The 19,879-nt window shown below is 37.0% G+C and carries 18 protein-coding genes; 14 read left to right on the forward strand and 4 right to left on the reverse strand.

Going from position 1 to position 19,879, the window contains the following annotated elements; genetic code table 11:
- Positions 1-6: 6 nt before the first annotated feature.
- The 8 genes from ACXZ1K_RS05465 to ACXZ1K_RS05500 all read left to right on the forward strand — a co-directional run bounded on the left by ACXZ1K_RS05465 (position 7) and on the right by ACXZ1K_RS05500 (position 9,030).
- Positions 7-1,254 (forward strand): glycosyltransferase family 4 protein, encoded by a 1,248-nt coding sequence (locus tag ACXZ1K_RS05465; protein WP_458972374.1) that lies wholly within the window; start codon positions 7-9, stop codon positions 1,252-1,254.
- Positions 1,251-2,567, forward strand: coding sequence for a hypothetical protein (locus ACXZ1K_RS05470; RefSeq protein WP_458972375.1), 1,317 nt, complete (start codon positions 1,251-1,253; stop codon positions 2,565-2,567). The genes ACXZ1K_RS05465 and ACXZ1K_RS05470 overlap by 4 nt, the downstream gene beginning before the upstream one ends.
- On the forward strand, positions 2,564-3,718 hold the full coding sequence (locus tag ACXZ1K_RS05475) for a glycosyltransferase (RefSeq protein ID WP_458972376.1): 1,155 nt from the start codon (positions 2,564-2,566) through the stop codon (positions 3,716-3,718). Before ACXZ1K_RS05470 ends, ACXZ1K_RS05475 begins: the two co-directional genes overlap by 4 nt.
- A gap of 71 nt (positions 3,719-3,789) precedes the next feature.
- Complete coding sequence (locus tag ACXZ1K_RS05480) at positions 3,790-4,926, forward strand: XrtY-associated glycosyltransferase XYAG1 (protein WP_458972377.1); 1,137 nt, start codon at positions 3,790-3,792, stop codon at positions 4,924-4,926.
- Positions 4,927-4,998: 72 nt separating this feature from the next.
- On the forward strand, positions 4,999-5,784 hold the full coding sequence (locus ACXZ1K_RS05485) for a glycosyltransferase family 2 protein (RefSeq protein ID WP_458972378.1): 786 nt from the start codon (positions 4,999-5,001) through the stop codon (positions 5,782-5,784).
- Between the two features lie 2 nt (positions 5,785-5,786).
- The gene (locus ACXZ1K_RS05490) at positions 5,787-6,356 is read left to right on the forward strand and encodes a WcaF family extracellular polysaccharide biosynthesis acetyltransferase (RefSeq protein WP_458972379.1); all 570 of its coding nucleotides are present in this window, start codon (positions 5,787-5,789) and stop codon (positions 6,354-6,356) included.
- Positions 6,347-7,573: a WcaI family glycosyltransferase gene (locus tag ACXZ1K_RS05495; RefSeq protein ID WP_458972380.1), complete on the forward strand. Its 1,227-nt coding sequence runs from the start codon at positions 6,347-6,349 to the stop codon at positions 7,571-7,573. Before ACXZ1K_RS05490 ends, ACXZ1K_RS05495 begins: the two co-directional genes overlap by 10 nt.
- 5 nt (positions 7,574-7,578) lie before the next feature.
- Positions 7,579-9,030, forward strand: a complete 1,452-nt coding sequence (locus ACXZ1K_RS05500; RefSeq protein WP_458972381.1) for a capsule assembly Wzi family protein — start codon at positions 7,579-7,581, stop codon at positions 9,028-9,030.
- Here the strand turns inward: ACXZ1K_RS05500 and ACXZ1K_RS05505 are convergent.
- The gene (locus ACXZ1K_RS05505; RefSeq protein WP_458972382.1) at positions 9,016-10,158 is read right to left on the reverse strand and encodes an XrtY-associated glycosyltransferase XYAG1; all 1,143 of its coding nucleotides are present in this window, start codon (positions 10,156-10,158) and stop codon (positions 9,016-9,018) included. The two genes, ACXZ1K_RS05500 and ACXZ1K_RS05505, sit on opposite strands and share 15 nt — an antisense overlap.
- 195 nt (positions 10,159-10,353) lie before the next feature.
- On the opposite strand from ACXZ1K_RS05505, the gene ACXZ1K_RS05510 reads away from it, so the two are divergent.
- Positions 10,354-11,511, forward strand: coding sequence for an acyltransferase family protein (locus tag ACXZ1K_RS05510; protein WP_458972383.1), 1,158 nt, complete (start codon positions 10,354-10,356; stop codon positions 11,509-11,511).
- A 26-nt stretch (positions 11,512-11,537) separates the two neighbouring features.
- Here the strand turns inward: ACXZ1K_RS05510 and ACXZ1K_RS05515 are convergent, their stop codons facing one another.
- The 3 genes from ACXZ1K_RS05515 to gmd form a co-directional block, all read right to left on the reverse strand.
- The gene (locus tag ACXZ1K_RS05515) at positions 11,538-12,617 is read right to left on the reverse strand and encodes a mannose-1-phosphate guanylyltransferase (RefSeq protein WP_458972384.1); all 1,080 of its coding nucleotides are present in this window, start codon (positions 12,615-12,617) and stop codon (positions 11,538-11,540) included.
- A 134-nt stretch (positions 12,618-12,751) separates the two neighbouring features.
- The gene (gene fcl / locus ACXZ1K_RS05520; protein WP_458972385.1) at positions 12,752-13,684 is read right to left on the reverse strand and encodes a GDP-L-fucose synthase; all 933 of its coding nucleotides are present in this window, start codon (positions 13,682-13,684) and stop codon (positions 12,752-12,754) included.
- 4 nt (positions 13,685-13,688) lie between these two features.
- A complete protein-coding gene (gene gmd, locus ACXZ1K_RS05525) occupies positions 13,689-14,801 on the reverse strand; it encodes a GDP-mannose 4,6-dehydratase (protein WP_458972386.1) in 1,113 nt (370 codons plus the stop codon).
- Positions 14,802-14,997: 196 nt separating this feature from the next.
- Here gmd and ACXZ1K_RS05530 point away from each other — a divergent pair, with 196 nt between their 5' ends.
- From ACXZ1K_RS05530 to rfbD, 5 genes are read left to right on the forward strand one after another with little or no spacing between them, the layout of a single operon-like run.
- Positions 14,998-16,392 carry a UDP-glucose 6-dehydrogenase gene (locus ACXZ1K_RS05530; RefSeq protein WP_458972387.1) on the forward strand — a complete coding sequence of 465 codons (1,395 nt, stop codon included), beginning with the start codon at positions 14,998-15,000 and terminating at the stop codon, positions 16,390-16,392.
- 4 nt (positions 16,393-16,396) lie between these two features.
- Positions 16,397-17,392, forward strand: a complete 996-nt coding sequence (locus tag ACXZ1K_RS05535; protein ID WP_458972388.1) for a UDP-glucuronic acid decarboxylase family protein — start codon at positions 16,397-16,399, stop codon at positions 17,390-17,392.
- A gap of 12 nt (positions 17,393-17,404) precedes the next feature.
- Complete coding sequence (gene rfbB, locus ACXZ1K_RS05540; RefSeq protein ID WP_458972389.1) at positions 17,405-18,457, forward strand: dTDP-glucose 4,6-dehydratase; 1,053 nt, start codon at positions 17,405-17,407, stop codon at positions 18,455-18,457.
- A complete protein-coding gene (gene rfbC, locus ACXZ1K_RS05545; protein ID WP_458972390.1) occupies positions 18,458-18,991 on the forward strand; it encodes a dTDP-4-dehydrorhamnose 3,5-epimerase in 534 nt (177 codons plus the stop codon). It abuts the gene before it with no gap.
- A 3-nt stretch (positions 18,992-18,994) separates the two neighbouring features.
- Positions 18,995-19,879: a dTDP-4-dehydrorhamnose reductase gene (rfbD, locus tag ACXZ1K_RS05550; RefSeq protein ID WP_458972391.1), complete on the forward strand. Its 885-nt coding sequence runs from the start codon at positions 18,995-18,997 to the stop codon at positions 19,877-19,879.

Raw genomic sequence — 19,879 nt, forward strand, 5'->3', positions numbered from 1 at the left:
ATAAATATGCAAAAAAAAATAATACTATCACACCCAACGGGGAATTCATTTGTTCGATCGGCTGCGGTGGAACTATTAAATGCAGGGCTATTAGATTCATTTTATACAACTGTTGCAACTTTCCCAAACAACATCTACGATAAAATAGGAAATTTAAAAGGATTGGGAGATTTTAAAAGGAGAGCTTATGATGTCTGTTTACGGCCGTATACGCATACCTTACCTTGGTTTGAGTTGGGTAGAATGTGTTCAACTAAGCTTAATCTATCTAAGCTTATTGAGCAGGAATCTGGATATTTTTCTGTGGATTCTGTCTATCGAACACTTGACAATTACGTTAAATCTAATTTAAATGAAGCTTTAGGAAAAGGTGTCAATGCTGTTTATGCCTATGAAGATGGCGCACTTTCGACTTTTGAAAGAGCTAGTGATCTAGGGTTACTCTGTCTCTATGATTTGCCAATCGGTTATTGGCGGTCTGCACGAAAGCTTTTACAGATAGAACTTGAAAAATGGCCTGAATATGCTGCTACCATCACTAGCTTTAAGGACTCAAGTGAAAAGTTGATAAAAAAGGATAGTGAATTGAGGCTTGCACATCAGATATTTGTTGCAAGTAGTTTTACAGCTAAAACTTTAGCCGATTTTGAAGGACCACTTGCCCCTATACACGTTATACCATATGGTTTTCCGCCCGCAGTAGCTAGTAGGAATTATACTAGTGTTAAAAATCGGCCTCTAAAATTATTGTTTGTAGGGGGATTATCACAACGTAAAGGCATAGCGAATCTTTTTGCGGCCGTGGAGAATTTGGGTTCTGCAGTCTCTTTAACGATAGTTGGTAACAAAATGAATAATGACTGTGTTGCCTTAGATTTGTCGCTGAAAAAGCATAGGTGGATTAATAGCTTACCTCACAATGAAATTTTAGCAATGATGCGTGATCATGATGTCCTCGTTTTTCCGTCTCTATTTGAAGGGTTTGGAATGGTAATTACCGAAGCAATGTCACAAGGCACTCCCGTGATTACAACGGATAGAACCGCTGGACCCGATCTTATTTCACATGGAATAAATGGATGGATTATTGAAGCAGGGTCTACTTTAGCTTTGCAAAATCAAATAGCTGAGATATTGAAAAATCCAGACATTATAGAAAAAGTTGGTTTACAAGCAATTGAGGCGGCAAAGTCTCGACCTTGGTCGGTGTATGGACAAGAACTGGCTGATGCTGTAAAAATTTGTTTATCATGAAAACAGAAAGTTCTTTGCCTCTACTTAAACGAGGAGTTTGGTTATATTTTTTTCTCCTGATTTTTGAGGGAGCACTGAGGAAGTGGTTTTTACCAAGTTTAGCGACTCCTTTATTAATAATACGCGATCCTATTGCGTTATGGGTGATATTTACAGTATGGCAATCTGGGGCACTACCAAAATCTCCTTATCTATGGGGTATGATGATTATTGGAGTTCTGGGTCTGATAACAGCAATGATTTTTGGACATGGGAGTTTGTCGGTAGCACTATATGGTGCGCGAATTATCTTAATTCATTTTCCTTTTATCTTTGCCATGGGGCGTGTATTTGATAGGCAAGATGTTATTGACTTGGGAAAAGTGATCTTATGGATATCTATACCAATGGGCTTACTAATCGCATTACAGTTTTACAGCCCACAATCTGCATGGGTAAATCGTGGATTAGGAGGTGATGTCGCCGGAGCAGGATTTCAAGGGGCCCTCGGGTATTTTAGGCCTCCGGGTACTTTTTCATTTACTAATGGTACGACACTATTTTTTAGCGTGGTCGCTGTATACGTTATTTATTTTTGGCTAAGTTCTGATTCTGTCAATAAAATAGTCCTATTATTTGCTTCTGCTTCAGTTATTGCTTCGATACCTCTATCGATAAGTAGAAGTCTTTTTTTTGGAATTGGTGTTTCAGTTATTTTCGCAATTATAGCCGCATTGAAAAGCGGGAAATATGTCGGCCAAATCATAACTACCTTCTTCGCTTTGTTTATTGGCTTGATTGTGTTAAGTCAATTATCTTTTTTCCAAACTGCTACTGAAGCTTTTACTGAACGATTCACTAATGCAAATGAATCAGAAGGTGGTATTGAAGGAGTATTAGGAGATAGGTATCTGGGAGGACTTGTTTCGGCTCTCGTTAATTCTTCTGAACAATCCTTTTTTGGCCAGGGTATAGGAATGGGTACAAATGCTGGTAGTAAATTATTAACTGGAGATAATACTGTGTTTTTAATTTCAGAAGAGGAATGGGGTAGAGTTATCGGTGAAATGGGACCAATTCTAGGTTTAGGGATAATTTTTATAAGACTAGGACTATGCCTCAAGCTTTTTGTTAAGGGTTATAAAATGCTAGATCAGGGAGAGATTCTTCCGTGGATGCTACTTAGTTTTGGACTTCTTACCATACCCCAAGGGCAATGGGCGCAACCAACATCGCTTGGCTTTGGAGCGTTAATAGGTGGATTAATCATCGCTTCTATGAATAAGCCTAAGATTATTTTATTGAATGATAATATAAATGTTTCTAAATTATGAAAATTGTTTTTTTTGCGCACCCGCATTTTTTAGGATCAAGAAGCATGTCCAGATTTATTAACATGTTAGCTGACGGAATGAGCGAACGTGGGCATCATGTTCAAGTTTGGCGCCCGCAACCCTTTTTTTCAAAAATTCCTTTGATAAAACTTAAGAAATGGCTAGGATATTTAGATCAATATTTTGTTTTTCCAATAATATCAAAAATTAGAATTTTGTTAATCAAGGGGAATCCACTATATGTATTTGCAGATAACGCATTAGGGCCATATGTCCCTTTAGTTAAAAATAAACCTCACGTTATTCATTGCCATGATTTTTTGGCTCAACTATCTGCATTAGGAGAAATAGCAGAAAATCCAACATCTTCTACAGGAAAAGCTTATCAAAAATTTATTCGAAGGGGTTATATTAAAGGACGTAATTTTATATCAATATCAAATAAGACCAAACAAGACCTAGAGCGATTATTAATTGAGAAGCCATTACGTTCAGAAGTTGTCTATAATGGGATTTCTGATGATTTTAATCCTATTCCAATTAATATTGCAAGAAATTTAGTAAGCGAAAAGTTAGGAGTTGATCTATCAGACGGTTACATTTTGCATATTGGAGGTAATCAATGGTATAAAAATAGAATAGGAGTATTAGCGATATATGACGCATGGAGAAATCAATATAATAGTGCTCTACCGCTTATTTTTGTTGGAGAAAAGCCCTCTAATATTTTAATCAATCGCAGATCTGAATCTCCATTTAAAAATGAAATTTATTTTTTTTCTGGGATTGATGATGAGATTGTTAAATATGCTTACGCCGGAGCCTCTATATTTGTCTTTCCATCTCTAGCCGAGGGTTTTGGTTGGCCAATTGCAGAAGCAATGGCATCAGGTGTAATAGTTTTGACTACGAATGAAAATCCTATGCTAGAAGTAGCCGGAAACGCTGCATTATTGATTAACAAGATGCCATTTGATCTTGCAAAGCGATCTGAGTGGGCACTTAAGTCTGCTGAAGTTTTACAGGAGGGTTTAACTTTAGAAGGTGAGAAAAAAGCCATATATTTAGATCGAGGATTTCAGAATGTTTCTAGATTTAACTTAGAGAACGCTTTAAGTAAAATTCAAATGATATATTTAAGTATTAATTAGGGATTGTACTATATTTAAAATTTATGTCTTCTCTGAAATTAAAATAAATGCATAGTCCTCCCTCGGAATTTATGAAGATATTACAAATTGTTCCTTCCTATAAGCCTGCTTACATCTATGGTGGACCTATTGAATCTGTAGCGAAACTTTGCGAAGGTTTGATACTTCATGGTCAGCAAGTTGACGTTTTTACCACGACTGCAAATGGCGAAACAGAATTAGAAATTGAAGCTGGGGTTCCAATTGATGTAGATGGAGTGACAGTCAGATATTTTAAGAGGGTATCAAAAGACCCAACTCATGCTTCTCCTGCTCTTTGGAAATTTCTTTATTCTAACGTTAATTCATATGATATAATACATATACAATCGTGGTGGAGTATTTTAGTACTGGTTTCCGCATTTATATGCTTAATTAAAGGAAAAAAGGTGGTTGTATCTCCCAGGGGAATGTTAAGTATATATATATTTAATTCAGGTCAAAGCAAAATTAAGAAAATTATACATAAAGCATTTGGTAGAAATCTATTAGCTCAAACCAATTTACATGCAACTGCCAAATCTGAATTTGAGGAATGCAGACATGTAATAAAAGATTGGAAAGGATTTATTCTGCCAAATATCATCTCGCTGCCTAAATTGGAGATAATTAAAAAACCTAATGAAGTTTTTACTTTGGTATTCATGTCAAGAATTCATCCAAAAAAGGGTATCGAATTGTTGTTAAATGCTGTTGCATGTTTGCCCTTTGAATTTAGATTGCAGATAGCGGGATCTGGCGAAGATTCATATATTAAAGAGCTTAAGCAACTCGCAGCAGATTTAGATATATCACATCAATTGGAATGGCTGGGCTGGGTAGATCGAGATCAAAAATTCAAATTATTGATGAATGCAGATCTTTTTGCCTTGGTTTCATATAATGAGAATTTTGCTAATGTTGTAATTGAGTCACTTCATGTAGGTACGCCAGTACTTCTCTCTTATGGAGTTGCATTATCTGAATTTGTACAGCAAAGAGATTTAGGATGGGTTACCAGTCTCGAAATTGAAGCTGTAGCAGCAAAAATTTTAGACATAGAAAGCGATAAGCTTAAAAGAACTCGTATTAATAGCACAAGTAATCTAATAGTAGGTGATATTTTCGCCCCAGAAAAGTTAATACCAAAGTATATCCACGAATATGAGAATATAATTAATGACAAATAAAGTTTTAATTTTCCATTTAAATATTCTGTTAGAATTTCGGAAATTGAAGTATTTTTGAACTAAATCTCTTTTATGATCGAATCCACAATGTTACAAGCTCTTATTCTAACGAAAAACGAGGAGCCCAATCTAAATCGTGTTCTTGAGAGATTGAAATGGCTCAATAAAGTACTAATTATAGACAGCTTTAGCACTGACGATACTCTTGCAATAGCTGCTTCATACTCTAATGTTGTAGTCGTGCAACGAGCTTTTGACTCATTTGCAAGCCAATGCAATTATGGATTATCGTTGATAGACAGCCAATGGGTACTTAGTTTAGATGCTGACTATGTTCTTACAGATGAATTTATAGAAGAAACAAAGCAAATCATTAAGTCCAATGACAAAGTTGCTTATGCCGTAAAATTTAAGTTTTTAGTTTTTGGAAAGCCTTTATTAAGAGACAATACAACACCCAGAACCGTATTATTCGTTAAAAAATTTGGATCATATTTCAATGATGGTCATGCTCACAGGTTAAACGTCGATGGGGCTATTGGGAAATATAAATCTCATATCTTACATGACGATCGCAAATCATTAAGCCGGTGGTTAAGTAATCAAGATGGATATGCTATAAAGGAATGTGACAAAATTTTAGATAGTGAGTTAGAAAATTTAAATATTTCTTCCAGAATTAGAAAAACTAAGATTATCGCTCCCTTTCTCGTATTTTTTTACTCCCTGTTTATTAAGGGGCTAATTTTTAATGGTTGGCGTGGTTGGCATTACACTTTACAGCGAACATTAGTAGAAATTTTATTTGCTATAAGGTTAATAGAAGAAGAAAATTTAAAGAAAGATATTGAGAGTTGATTATGAATGACGAACGATTTCTATCTAAAGTAAACCTTGGCCGTTTCGATTCTTTCATTGGTCTTGACCGTGGTGCAGGAAAATTAAAGGAGATTTTATGGTATTTCATTAAAATGATATTTTTCTTAACAGCTTTTCCTTACCCAAGTAGTATTAAGAGAATTTTGCTTAAAATATTTGGCGCGACAATTGGGCATGGTGTAGTGATAAAGCCTAGGGTCAATATTCATATGCCTTGGAAATTGATCATTGGCAATGACGTATGGATAGGCGAGGAAGCTTTTATCTTAAATTTCGAGACGATCGTTATAGGAAATGATGTATGTGTTTCTCAAAGGGCATTTCTTTGCGGCGGAAATCATGATTATAGAGACCCTACTATGCCTTATCGTAATGGGCCGATCATCCTGGAAGATGGTTGTTGGGTAGGTGCCAGTTGTTTTGTTGGTCCAGATGTAAAGATAGGTATAGATACTGTGGTTTCTGCGGGGTCGATAGTAACAAAGAGTTTAGCTGGAAATGGAATCTATAAGGGAAATCCTGCTGAATATATTAAGCCCAGATGGAAGTAAAGAATCGCATAATGGTCATTGGGATTAACTGTTTGCCTGAGCTTACCGGCATTGGTAAGTATACAGGTGAGATGGTTACCTGGCTTGCAGAAAATGAGCATCAAACTACGATGGTCACTAGCTTTCCTTACTATCCAAACTGGAAGGTACAAAAGCCCTATTATAATCGATTTTATAAAAAGGAAACATTGGAAAAAGGAAGACTAGAAATTTATCGTTGCCCTATGTATATTCCTTCGGTCCCTTCAGGACTAAAAAGACTTATTCATGAGGCCACATTTTTCTTATCTTCCTTTTTAATTATTCTTAGGTTATTGTTCAAGCCAAAATATGACTTGATTCTATCTATCGCGCCGCCATTTCACTTAGGCTTTCTCGCGCTGTTTTATCGTTTTTTTAAAGGTGGTAAAATTGTCTATCATATTCAGGATCTCCAAGTAGATGCCGCGAAAGAACTAAAGATGCTTCCTGACGGTATTTTTTCCATCTTATTTGTCATGGAACGTTTTATTATGAAACATGTAAATTACGTAAGTACCATTTCTGAAGGGATGTTGGCTAAGGTTAGAAGGAAAATAGAAAAAGAGCCTTTGTTTTTTCCTAATTGGGTAGATACTGAAGGTTTTTATCCTTTGATAGCCAGGGAAAAGTTAAAGATAAATTGGGGTTATCAGCTAAATGATACGGTGATACTATATTCTGGCAGTATCGGGGAGAAGCAGGGATTAGATAGTTTGATCAGGATAGCGGCAAACCTGCGTATGAATGCTAGTTTACAATTTATTATTTGTGGAACTGGACCGTACAAAGAAGAATTAATGAGGCTTGCCGAAGAACAAACATTAACCAACCTTAAGTTTCTTCCCCTTCAGGAATACCATGTATTTAATGAATTTCTTAACATGGCAGATATACATTTAGTATTGCAAAAAGCAAACGCTAGCGATTTAGTAATGCCTTCGAAACTTACTACAATTTTATCTGTCGGGGGACTGGCTCTTGTTACCGCTAATATTGGGACAACGCTTCGGGATATAATTGATAACTATGAGATGGGTGTTGCAATAGATCCAGAGGATGAAGACCTATTAGCCAACAAAATAATTAGTATTTCTAAATGCAACAGCGATTCCCTTCGTCAAAATGCCAGGAAATATGCAGTAAAGTATTTAAATAAGGATAACATTCTCGCACGGATGATATCTGATATAAATTAATTAAGATGAGAAGATTTTTTATTTTGATACTCTTGACTATAACAAGTTTACAAGTTAAATCGCAATTATTAGATTCACTTCGGTTTGTAATAGGCACCACTGCTACAGCAGCAACTAAATCGTATCTACCACTATGGTTAGTGTCTAATAAATTTGGAGTCATCTCAGATCAGAAATTTGATTTTTCAACACATATAAATGCAACAAGTGCCTATCATACCGGAGAGGAGTACAATCCAATTTACGACAAAGAAGATCATGGATTTTATTTTCAATATGGCATAGATTTGTTTAATAATGCTCATTTGCGAAAAACCATTGTAGATGAGGCTTTTATTAGTGTAAAGCATAAAAAAATGATGGTTAGGGCGGGGAGATTCAGGCAGATTATAGGGGAGATAGATCCAGATCTTTCATCTGGTTCATTGGGTATGAGTGGTAATTCATTGCCAATCCCTGAAATAACGGCTTCAGTAGCTTATGGGGATGTTCCATTTACTAATGGGTTTGCTCAATTCAAAGCTCAGATTAGTCATGGTTGGATGGGTAATCATCAATATATGAAACAAGCTTTTTTGCATGAAAAGAACTTGTATATAAAATTGGGTAGAGGACGTTTTAAATTATATGGAGGCGTTCAACATTACGCTGTTTGGGGAGGAAGGCGAGAGGATCTTAAACTTGATAGGTCTATAATGGGCTTTCTAAACGTCTTATTAGTTCGCGAGGCTAATGATGGTAGTGTCCAAGGAAGCATTTCTCCAAATAGAGCGGGCGATCATCGCGGAGTTATTGAGGCAGGCGTGGAATGGGAAAATGATAATTCTAAATTTCTCTTAAATAATCAAACTCCCTTCGATATGGGGCAGGGTATTGACTACAGGAACATAGATCGATTATTCAGTTTTAATGTGATTAATAAAAATGAGGGCGATATCTTTAAGAAATTTGTTGCAGAGTTTCTTTACACTAAGCAAATGAATAATTTTTACTATTTAAGTGCAAGAGAAAGTTATTATAATAATGGAGTTTATAAGACGGGTTGGGAATATAATGACCGGATTATAGGCACTCCCCTTTTCATTAATAGAGTTAGGGGCTCCAAATATTTTGATAATATTGAACCTTTTGATTGGGATGCTAAAGGAGACAGTATTCCTGGATTATCAAATATTATCAGTAACCGGGTGATTGGTGGGCACATTGGTGCGATAGTAAATGTTCGAGACAATCTATCTGCGAAATCGATGATAACATATACAAGAAATTACGGTGATTATGCCTCAAGAGATTTTACTCCCTCAAAGAATCAATTTTATACACTTCAGGAATTTATATGGGATATTAATTCTTCGCAACAGTTTTTTTTAAGCGCAGGTGTAGCATTTGATTTCGGCCAACTGACAAGGAACTTTGGAGGGGTTTTTGGAATTCAGTGGCATCTAAATAACAGGTAAACTAGCCGTATCATACAGGTCTATGTATTCTAAAGTTAGTTTTTTAGGATCGAAGTCTTTTCGGATTCTTAAAGGCGAAGAATTGGTTATGTTAGCAAGTTTATTTGAATCTTGATGTATCTCCTCAAGATTCGCTGTAATGCTAGTAATATCTAAGTCACACGCCCATCCTTGTCCTGATTTGATTAAATAATTACTAAGCCCTACTTGCTTACTAACTAGAACGGGGGTGCCTACAGATAGAGCCTCAATCACTACTATCGCGAAGTTTTCATTATGAGAAGTTAATGCAAAAAGATCGATCTCTGATAAAAACTTAAATTTTTCTGTTCCGTTCTTCCATCCGACCCACTTAATTTTTTGTTCAATGCCATGCTCACGTATTAATTCTTTAAGCTCAGAGATATAATTTAGATCACCGTCTCCACCAATTAAAAATCTGTAATCGAAAGACACTTTGCTAAGGGATTTTATCAAAAAATCCAAACCCTTTTTCCGATCTATTCTAGATAAGAAACCTATTGTAAAAATTTCATTTTTTCGTTCGCGATTCAATTCTTCGCTCGGCAATTTCACTAAATTTGGAATTATTTTTCCGCCCCAATTTGGAATCAATTCTTGGCATTCATCTAATTCAGATTGAGCGGTTACATGTAGAATAGTTCGCCTAAGAAGCTTTGTTCCAATAAACTTGTTTAGAAACCTCTTTTTAGTTGGATTGTTGGTTTCGATAATATAACTGCTAAGCATCCCATGTGGTGAAAAAATAGGCTTTATTCTCTTCAAAAGACATATAAATACTGCGCCAATTATTAATGGATTCCACCAAGAATGTATGTGAACTACATCAAAATCCTTAGCTTTTGTATATAAATTTTTCCACAGGCTAGGTGATATATGTGTGTGATCACCGGTCACCCTATTGAAATAAGTTACTTTAACGCCATCGATTAAAACTTCGACTCCAGTTTTTACATCAAGATTAAATTTTCCATTTGCATTTGTAGTAAAAACTGAAACGTCATTTCCTTGTAATACGAGTTGCTCAGCCAACATGAAGATAACTACTATTGTACCTCCATAGATATATGCTGGTTTATAGGATGGGACAACGAATAATATTTTCATTAAAGATAAAAAAAAATGTTTTTAACTAGTATCCCGGGGTGGCATAAATATAGTCTATTTGTAGATAAAACGATGTGTAACTACAATAGTTTTTTAATTTAATAAGTTCAACAATTTTAACTCTATGCATCTTTTTTTAGCGATATTGCGAGTGTTTATTAAATAGTCAACATTTCACTTTAAATTTCTTTTGTATTGAAATCAAATCAACATATTGTAGGTCTAGACGGATTACGCGGGCTAGCAGTAATTATGGTTATGCTTTATCATTTCAGTCATGTTACATCTGTAACTAATACCCTAAGCGATGAAATTTTCACAAAGATTCTTAGAATGGGATGGATAGGTGTGGATATTTTTTTCGTGTTATCGGGATTCTTAATAACTAGAATTCTATTGTGGTCCAAAAATTTAGATTTACAAAATTATTTAAAGCTCTTTTATATTAAACGAAGCCTTCGAATATTCCCATTATATTATTTATATATAATTTTTATTTTTTTTATCTTCTATCCAATGATTTCAAATCATTTAGGAGTTATTGAGCAGAATAAAATCAGATCTGCACAGGAATCCATTCCTTGGTTCTTTCTTTACGTTTCCAATATTAAGCAAGTCTTAAACGGATCTTTTTTTGGAGCGGGGTTAGGTCACTTGTGGTCGCTATCTATTGAAGAGCAATTTTATATTATATGGCCGTTCGTCATTTTTTTTGTTGATGTAAAACATCTTTCCAAGGTGTTCTTAGGAATAATTACTATTTCACTTTTACTTAGAATTATCATGTATCTGCTTTCAGTGCCTGGTGAAATAATATATGTATTTACCTTCACAAGGATTGATGGCCTAGTATTTGGTGCGTATGTTGCTCTACTAAGTATTGGCTCTACAAAGGTCTTGTTCGATGAGAAATACTTATCATATAGCTTTTATGCTCTTTTTATAGTTTGTCTTATATTGTTATATAATTTGGGGCCAAGAGTAGAAATGCACCCAATTCTTTTTACGGTTTTCTTAACATTGTTGGGTATCTGTTTTGCAATTCTTATATGGGTATTACAATCTAGCAAAGACTCAATATCAAAAAGTTTTTTCAGCAGTAGGATACTTGTTTTTTTTGGAAAGTATAGCTATGGATTATATATATTTCATCCACTTTTAAGGCAGTTAGTTATGAAAGTAATTGGTGAACCAAAAGTTATTTTTGGTTCACAAATTATATGGGAAATTGGTGTCTTAATCGTATGTACGGCAATTTCTCTAATTGTGGCTCTTTTGAGCTGGAATCTTTTTGAGAAATGGTTCTTGAAGAGTAAAGACTTTTTCTTAAAATTGGCTATTCGTAATAGATAAGGATACTTTTGATTTAATTCCTATTCCTATATAAAGGTTTCACCAAATTCGGTGCTCATTTTTTGAACGATTCCTTTAATCGACTGCTCTTCAGCTTTAGGATATATCAATAGTGCATTCCCTTCATCAACAACAATAAAGTTATCTAAGCCTCTTATAACGGCTAGCTTTTCATTGCTGATGTGAATGATGCTATTTTTTGTATCAGTAACGTTGATCTGTCTTGCAGCAATAACATTGTTGTTGTCATCTTTAGGCGCAGCTTCATACAGTGAAGCCCATGTTCCTAAATCAGACCAACCGAAGTCTGCAGGGATGGTGTAGACATTGTTAGCCTGCTCCATAATGGCATAGTCAATTGAAATATTAGGAGAGGTTGGGTAATGCTCATCAATAAAAGCTTGCTCGGCATGTGTATTGTATACAATATCCCCTTTTGAAAATAAGTTATGGATATCTTCTGCGTGCTCTTTCAAGGCATTGATGATAGAACCTACCTTCCAAATGAAAATTCCAGCGTTCCATACGTAATTGCCTTCTGCCAAGAATTCCTTCGCTTTCTCTAAAGTTGGCTTCTCTTTAAATTGAGCAACTTTATGCACGCCTCCTTCTTCTTCACTTGCATATTTAATATAGCCGTAACCCGTATCCGGACGGGTAGGGGCAATACCTAAAGTTACCAATACTTCATATTTTTCTGTATAAGCCAGGGCTTGTTCTACTTTGCTGATGAAAACTTCTTCGTAGAGAATAAAATGATCTGATGGTGCCACAACGATATTGGCATCGGGATTTAATCCTTTTAGTTTAAAAGAAGCGTAAGCAATGCAAGGTGCAGTATTGTTTCTGCTGGGCTCACAGATCAGCTGTGCGGTAGTTATTCCATCCAGCTGATGTAAGATGATGTCTTCGTATTGACTGTTGGTTACAATGAAGATATTCTCTACAGGGCACAGCTTTAAGAATCTTTTGTACGTGAGTTGGAGTAAAGATTCGCCTATTCCTAATATATCCAGGAATTGTTTCGGGAAATTGTTGCGGCTTTTTGGCCAGAAACGGCTGCCTACGCCGCCAGCCATTATTAAAACGTAGTTATTTTTGTTCATAGTTTTCTAAATTAGATTGCCACGTCGTTCCTCCTCGCAATGACAAAGTGGTTATGCAATGACAGAGGTAGTTAATGAGTTACTTCGGGCTGCGCCCTCGCAATGACGCGGGTGACACGGCGGTTGCAATTAGGTTAGTTCCAGTTTAGGTCTTTAACTTGATTGTATACTTTTGAAATTCCTTCCTCTAAAGAAACTTTAGCTTTCCAGCCTTGGGCATTCAATTTACTTACGTCCATTAGCTTTCTTGGTGTGCCGTCTGGTTTGCTTGTATCAGTGATAATTTCACCTTCAAAACCAATAATTTTTGCTACCAGTTTTGCCAATTCCAGAATAGATACATCCTCACCAACCCCTACATTTACTAAGCCTGACTCATTGTAAGTTTGCATCAAATAAAAACAAGCATCAGCTAAATCATCAACATATAAGAACTCCCTTTTAGGCGTTCCTGTTCCCCAGATGGTCACAGTTTGTTCTCCGTTATTTTTAGCAGTGATCACCTTACGGATTAGAGCTGGTAAGACGTGAGAATTATTCAGATCGTAATTGTCATTTGGGCCATAAAGATTTGTTGGCATTACAGAAATGTAATTACATCCGTATTGTGAACGGTAAGCATCACACAATTTAATACCCGCTATTTTAGCAATCGCATAAGGCTCATTGGTTGGCTCTAACTCGCCGGTCAACAGGTAATCTTCTTTTAAAGGTTGTGGTGCCAGTTTTGGATAGATACAAGATGAGCCCAGGAACATTAATTTCTCCACCTTATTCTCATAAGCTGAATGGATTACATTGTTCTGGATCATTAGGTTTTCAAAAAGGAAATCTGCGCGGTAAATGTTGTTTGCTAAGATACCTCCTACTTTTGCAGCAGCCAGGAAAACATAGTCAGGTTTTTCCGTAGCAAAGAACGCTGATACCGCTTGCTGGTTGCGTAAGTCCAGCTCTTTGGAAGACCTGGTGATAATGTTGTTAAAACCTTCGGCTTTTAATTTTCTTACAATAGCAGAACCAACCATTCCATTGTGTCCTGCTACATATATTTTTGCTGTTTGCTCCATTTAATTATTCGAATTGGTTTTTAACTGAGTAACCTGCTTCTTTCAACATTCTTTCTTTTTCGAAGTGCTGAACATCTGAAGTCATCATGTCATTAACCAATCCGGCTAAATCATATTTCGGAGCCCACTTCAATTTTTCTTTACATTTTGTCGGATCTCCGATCAACAAATCTACTTCTGTTGGGCGGAAATATTTTTTGTCAACAGCTACCACTTCTTTACCAACTTCTACCTGATATTTCTCATTGCTGCAAGATACCACATATCCTTTTTCATCTGCGCCTTCACCTTTAAACTCTAAGGCAATTCCTACCTCCCCAAAAGCTAACTTAATGAAATCGCGTACGGTAGTCGTAACTCCTGTTGCAATTACAAAATCTTCTGGTTTCTCTTGCTGTAAGATTAGCCACATTGCTTCTACATAATCTTTAGCATGCCCCCAATCGCGACGTGCATCTAAGTTTCCAAGATATAGCTTATCTTGCATACCCAAAGCAATTTTCGCAGTTGCACGGGTAATTTTGCGGGTTACAAAGGTTTCTCCTCTAAGCGGACTTTCGTGGTTAAACAAGATTCCGTTACAAGCGTAAATGCCATATGCTTCACGGTAGTTAACCGTAATCCAATACGCATACATTTTTGCTACTGCATATGGTGAACGTGGGTAGAATGGTGTAGTTTCTGATTGCGGAACAGCTTGTACCAATCCATATAACTCTGAAGTTGATGCCTGGTAAACTTTAGTTTTTTCTACCAAACCCAGAATACGGATGGCTTCTAAAATTCTTAACGTACCAATACCATCTGCGTTTGCAGTGTACTCGGGAGTTTCAAAACTTACTTGTACATGGCTCATTGCACCTAAATTGTAAATCTCATCTGGTTGTACTTGTTGAATGATGCGAATTAAGTTGGTAGAATCACTCAAATCACCATAGTGCAAAACGAATTTTACATTGCTCTCATGCGGGTCTTGATAAAGGTGGTCAATACGGTCTGTGTTGAACAATGAACTACGGCGTTTTATCCCGTGTACTTCATAACCTTTTTTTAACAATAGATCAGCTAAATATGCGCCGTCCTGACCTGTAATACCTGTTATCAGAGCTTTTTTCATTGATATTTGATTTTTATTTTGAATTTTATAAACTATATCGCACTTTGTTGACAGCAAATATATTCATTTGTAGTTAAATAACTATATTTGTGTACATTTTACACTAAGCAAAATAAGATTAACTTAATTGCGCTAAAAAATTAACAACCACATAACTATATTTGCTAAAATTATAAAACTCAAACAATAAAAAAGTATGAAGAACATCACTAACATTTGCTGTATTGGAGCAGGGTATGTAGGGGGGCCAACAATGGCTGTTGTAGCTAAACAATGCCCGCATATTAAAGTTACTATTGTTGATTTAAATGAAGCCCGTATTGCTGCCTGGAATGATGAAGATGTGAATAATATACCTGTTTATGAACCCGGTTTGAGTGAAGTAGTTGCTGAAGCAAGGGGAAGAAATTTGTTTTTTTCTACTGATGTAGATAAGGCTATTGCTGAGGCTGAAATGATATTTATCTCAGTGAATACACCGACCAAAACTTATGGTGCGGGTAAAGGTATGGGAGCAGATTTAAAATGGATTGAGCTTTGCGCAAGACAAATTGCCCGTGTTTCTACAAGTGACAAGATCATTGTAGAGAAATCTACATTGCCGGTTCGTACTGCTGAAGCTGTAAGAGATATTTTGCATAACTCAGGTAGCGGGGTGAAGTTTGAGGTTTTGTCTAACCCTGAATTTTTAGCGGAGGGTACTGCAGTTGAGGATTTATTAGCGCCTGACCGTGTGTTAATTGGCGGTGATTCTACAGAGGCGGGTAAGGAAGCCGTACAAGCATTAGTTGATGTATATAATAACTGGATTCCTAGAGAGCGCATCTTGACCACTAACGTATGGTCGTCTGAGCTTTCCAAACTGGTAGCGAATGCTTACTTAGCGCAAAGGATTTCTTCCATTAACGCAATTTCCGAATTGTGTGAAAAGACTGAAGCGGATGTGAATGAAGTTTCGAGAGCGATTGGTACCGATAGTCGTATCGGTTCTAAGTTTTTAAAAGCCTCTGTTGGTTTTGGTGGATCATGTTTCCAAAAAGATATTTTGAATCTGGTTTATATTTCGCGCTCATTCGGTTTGCAAGAAGTTGCTGATTATTGGGAGCAAGTGATCATCATGAATGATCACCAAAAGAAACGTTTTGCCCTCAACATCGTACGCAGTTTGTATAATACAGTTTCTGGTAAGAAAATTACTTTCTTAGGCTGGGCGTTTAAAAAAGACACCAACGATACGCGTGAATCTGCAGCCATCTATGTGGCTGATGAGTTATTAAATGAGCAGGCAAAAATCCGTGTATATGATCCAAAGGTCAAAGAAGGTCAGATCTTAGCTGATTTGGATTATTTGGAGACACGTAAACCTGAAGCGAATAAGGAATATGTTAAAGTTTTTGAAGATCCTTATCGCGCCTGTGAGAATTCTCATGCCATCGCCATTTTGACGGAATGGGATGAATTTAAAGAATACGACTGGCAACGCATCTACGACAGCATGCTGAAGCCTGCTAAAATATTTGACGGTCGTAATATTCTTGATGTAGAGAAATTAACCGCTATTGGTTTTAAAGTTCAATCTATTGGAAGATAATATAATGGAACCACGTAAAAAAAGAGTATTAATTACCGGCGCTGCCGGATTTTTAGGATCGCATTTGTGCGACAGGTTTATTAAGGAAGGTTATCATGTAATTGGTATGGATAACCTGATTACGGGCGACCTTCAAAATATTGAGCATTTGTTCAAACTAGAGGATTTCGAATTTTACCATCACGATGTTTCTTCTTTTGTGCATGTTCCTGGTGAGCTGGATTACATCCTGCATTTTGCTTCGCCAGCCAGTCCTATTGATTATTTAAAAATCCCAATCCAAACTTTAAAGGTTGGATCTTTGGGAACGCATAATTTATTAGGTTTAGCTAAGGCTAAAGGTGCCCGCATGCTGATCGCTTCTACTTCTGAAGTTTATGGTGACCCTAGTGTGAATCCGCAACCTGAAGAGTATTGGGGTAATGTGAACCCAGTTGGTCCTCGTGGGGTTTACGACGAAGCTAAACGTTTCCAGGAAGCCATTACCATGGCCTACCATACTTTCCATGGTGTAGAAACCCGCATTGTTCGGATTTTTAATACCTATGGACCAAGAATGCGACTGAATGATGGTCGTGTATTACCTGCTTTCATCGGCCAAGCTTTACGTGGTGAAGACTTAACCGTTTTTGGTGATGGTTCTCAAACCCGTGCTTTTTGCTATGTTGATGATTTGATTGAAGGTATTTATCGCTTGTTGTTAAGCGATTATGCCCAGCCTGTGAACATCGGTAATCCTGATGAAATCACGATTAAGCAATTTGGTGAAGAGATCATCAAATTAACGGGTACCAATCAGAAACTGGTATTGAAAGATCTTCCTGTAGATGATCCTAAACAAAGAAGACCGGATATAACTAAAGCCAAAGCCCTGTTAGGCTGGGAGCCTAAAGTAAGCCGCGCTGAAGGTTTAAAGATCACCTATGACTATTTTAAATCACTACCGGAGTCGGTTCTTTTTGCAAAAGACCATAAAGACTTTGAAAATTATAATAAATAACGTGCGGTTAGGATGAAGAAAATTCTAATTACAGGTGGTGCTGGTTTTATCGGTTCGCATGTGGTGCGAAGGTTTGTTACAAACTATCCGGAGTACAAGATTGTAAACCTGGATAAGCTGACCTACGCGGGGAATCTTGCAAATCTCACCGATATTGAAGGTCAAGAAAATTATTCCTTCATAAAGGCTGACATTACTGATGCTTCGGCGATGAATGATCTTTTTCAGAAAGAGAATTTTGATGCAGTAATTCATTTGGCTGCGGAGTCTCACGTGGATAGGTCTATTACCGATCCAACTGCTTTCGTCATGACCAACGTGATCGGAACAGTGAACTTGTTAAATGCTGCCCGTGAATACTGGAAGGGCGATTTTGATAAAAAGCGTTTTTATCATGTATCAACTGATGAGGTTTATGGTGCGTTAGGCGAAACAGGAATGTTTACGGAATCTACTGCTTATGATCCGCATAGTCCTTATTCTGCTTCTAAAGCAAGTTCTGATCATTTTGTTCGTGCCTATCACGATACTTATGGTATCGATGTAGTGATTTCCAATTGTTCAAACAATTATGGTTCACATCATTTTCCTGAGAAATTGATTCCATTGGCCATTAATAACATCAAAAACAACAAGCCCGTACCTGTTTATGGTAAGGGAGAGAACGTTAGGGATTGGCTATGGGTTGAAGATCATGCGCGCGCCATTGATGTCATTTTCCATCAGGCGAAGACTGGCGAGACTTACAACATTGGTGGACATAATGAGTGGAAAAATATTGACCTGATCAATTTGCTTTGCACCATTATGGATGATAAGCTTGGAAGAGAACCTGGTTCTTCAGCTCAGCTAATCACTTATGTTACCGATAGAGCTGGCCATGACTTGCGTTATGCTATCGATTCTACAAAGCTACAGGAAAAGTTGGATTGGGTACCTTCTCTTCAGTTTGAAGAGGGACTGGCTAAAACAGTGGATTGGTACCTGGAAAATGAAGAGTGGTTAGACAACGTAACTTCGGGCAATTATCAATCCTATTATCAGAATCAATACGCAGAAAGATAAATGAAGGCTACAGAAACCAAACTTAAGGGTTGTTTTATCATCGAACCAGCTGTGTTTAAAGATAGCCGAGGGTACTTTTTTGAAAGTTTTAACCAGCCAAAGTTTGAAGAATTAACCGGACAACAAGGTCATTTTGTACAAGACAATCAGAGTGCTTCTACCTACGGGGTGATCAGGGGCTTGCATTTCCAAAAAGGCGAGTACGCACAGGCTAAACTGGTGAGGGCAATTGAAGGCCGCGTATTGGACGTAGCAGTTGATATTCGAGCCGGCTCTGAGACTTACGGTCAATGGGTAGCAGTTGAGCTTACTGGCGAAAATAACTTACAACTTTATGTTCCACGCGGTTTTGCGCACGGATTTTCTGTGCTAAGCGAAACGGCTGTTTTTGCTTACAAATGCGACAATACATACAATAAGGCATCTGAGGGTGGATTGTTCTTCAACGATCCTACCCTAAATATTGATTGGGGAATTCCTGAAAATAAACAAAGTTTAAGTGAAAAAGACTTAATATTGCCTACTTTTAAATAGCATATGAATACAATCGTATTAGGTGGATCCGGGCAATTAGGACAATGCCTGAAAGCTGTTGATGAAACAGGTAGTTACCAACTCTTAGATTTTCCGGATGAAAGTGCGGCGAATATTTTAGACGTAGAGAAGTTAAGGGCACTTTTTTTAGAAAAAAAGCCGGAGTTTGTAGTTAATTGCGCTGCCTATACTGCTGTCGACAAAGCTGAGGATGAAATCGAACTGGCCAGGCAAATCAACAAACAAGGCGCTTTAAACGTTGCACTGTTGTGCAAGGAATTTGATGCTACTTTAATTCATATCTCTACTGATTTCGTTTTTGAGGGTGATCAGGTGGCCTTGCTGAAAGAAGACGATGTTGCTGAGCCAATCAGCGTATATGGGTTGACCAAACTGGAAGGCGAGCAAGATATTATTGCCAACCTGCCAAAACACTATATTATACGCACCAGCTGGTTGTATTCAGAATACGGAAATAATTTTGTGAAGACCATGCTGAAGCTTGGCTCCGAGCGTGATGAGTTGAACATTATCGCCGATCAGATTGGTTCGCCAACCTATGCGATTGATCTGGCAAATGTGATACTGGATATCATTGATATGTATGATGAAGCGTATGGTGTTTATCATTATAGTAATGAAGGTGCTGTCTCCTGGTACGACTTTGCCAAGGCTATTTTTGACATCAGTAAAACTGAGTTGAAAGTAAATCCAATTCCTACATCAGCATACCCAACTAAAGCTGCGAGGCCGAAGTTTTCTGTAATGGATAAAACCAAGATTAAATCAACATTTGGAATTGAGGTTCCATATTGGAGGGATAGTTTAAAGAATTGTATAGAGATCCTGAACCAAGTTCAGCAAGACGTAACGCATAAAGCAATTTAA

Source organism: Pedobacter jaeyakensis, assembly GCF_054461315.1.

Coding starts and splice junctions, on each gene's coding strand:
- ACXZ1K_RS05475 (WP_458972376.1), top strand. CDS start 2,564: ATGAAAATTGTTTTTTTTGCGCACCCGCATTTTTTAGGATCAAGAAGC.
- ACXZ1K_RS05535 (WP_458972388.1), top strand. CDS start 16,397: ATGGAACCACGTAAAAAAAGAGTATTAATTACCGGCGCTGCCGGATTT.
- rfbC (WP_458972390.1), top strand. CDS start 18,458: ATGAAGGCTACAGAAACCAAACTTAAGGGTTGTTTTATCATCGAACCA.
- ACXZ1K_RS05500 (WP_458972381.1), top strand. CDS start 7,579: ATGAGAAGATTTTTTATTTTGATACTCTTGACTATAACAAGTTTACAA.
- ACXZ1K_RS05505 (WP_458972382.1), bottom strand. CDS start 10,158: ATGAAAATATTATTCGTTGTCCCATCCTATAAACCAGCATATATCTAT.
- ACXZ1K_RS05530 (WP_458972387.1), top strand. CDS start 14,998: ATGAAGAACATCACTAACATTTGCTGTATTGGAGCAGGGTATGTAGGG.
- ACXZ1K_RS05470 (WP_458972375.1), top strand. CDS start 1,251: ATGAAAACAGAAAGTTCTTTGCCTCTACTTAAACGAGGAGTTTGGTTA.
- fcl (WP_458972385.1), bottom strand. CDS start 13,684: ATGGAGCAAACAGCAAAAATATATGTAGCAGGACACAATGGAATGGTT.
- ACXZ1K_RS05490 (WP_458972379.1), top strand. CDS start 5,787: ATGAATGACGAACGATTTCTATCTAAAGTAAACCTTGGCCGTTTCGAT.
- rfbB (WP_458972389.1), top strand. CDS start 17,405: ATGAAGAAAATTCTAATTACAGGTGGTGCTGGTTTTATCGGTTCGCAT.
- ACXZ1K_RS05465 (WP_458972374.1), top strand. CDS start 7: ATGCAAAAAAAAATAATACTATCACACCCAACGGGGAATTCATTTGTT.
- ACXZ1K_RS05485 (WP_458972378.1), top strand. CDS start 4,999: ATGATCGAATCCACAATGTTACAAGCTCTTATTCTAACGAAAAACGAG.
- ACXZ1K_RS05495 (WP_458972380.1), top strand. CDS start 6,347: ATGGAAGTAAAGAATCGCATAATGGTCATTGGGATTAACTGTTTGCCT.
- rfbD (WP_458972391.1), top strand. CDS start 18,995: ATGAATACAATCGTATTAGGTGGATCCGGGCAATTAGGACAATGCCTG.
- ACXZ1K_RS05480 (WP_458972377.1), top strand. CDS start 3,790: ATGAAGATATTACAAATTGTTCCTTCCTATAAGCCTGCTTACATCTAT.
- ACXZ1K_RS05515 (WP_458972384.1), bottom strand. CDS start 12,617: ATGAACAAAAATAACTACGTTTTAATAATGGCTGGCGGCGTAGGCAGC.
- gmd (WP_458972386.1), bottom strand. CDS start 14,801: ATGAAAAAAGCTCTGATAACAGGTATTACAGGTCAGGACGGCGCATAT.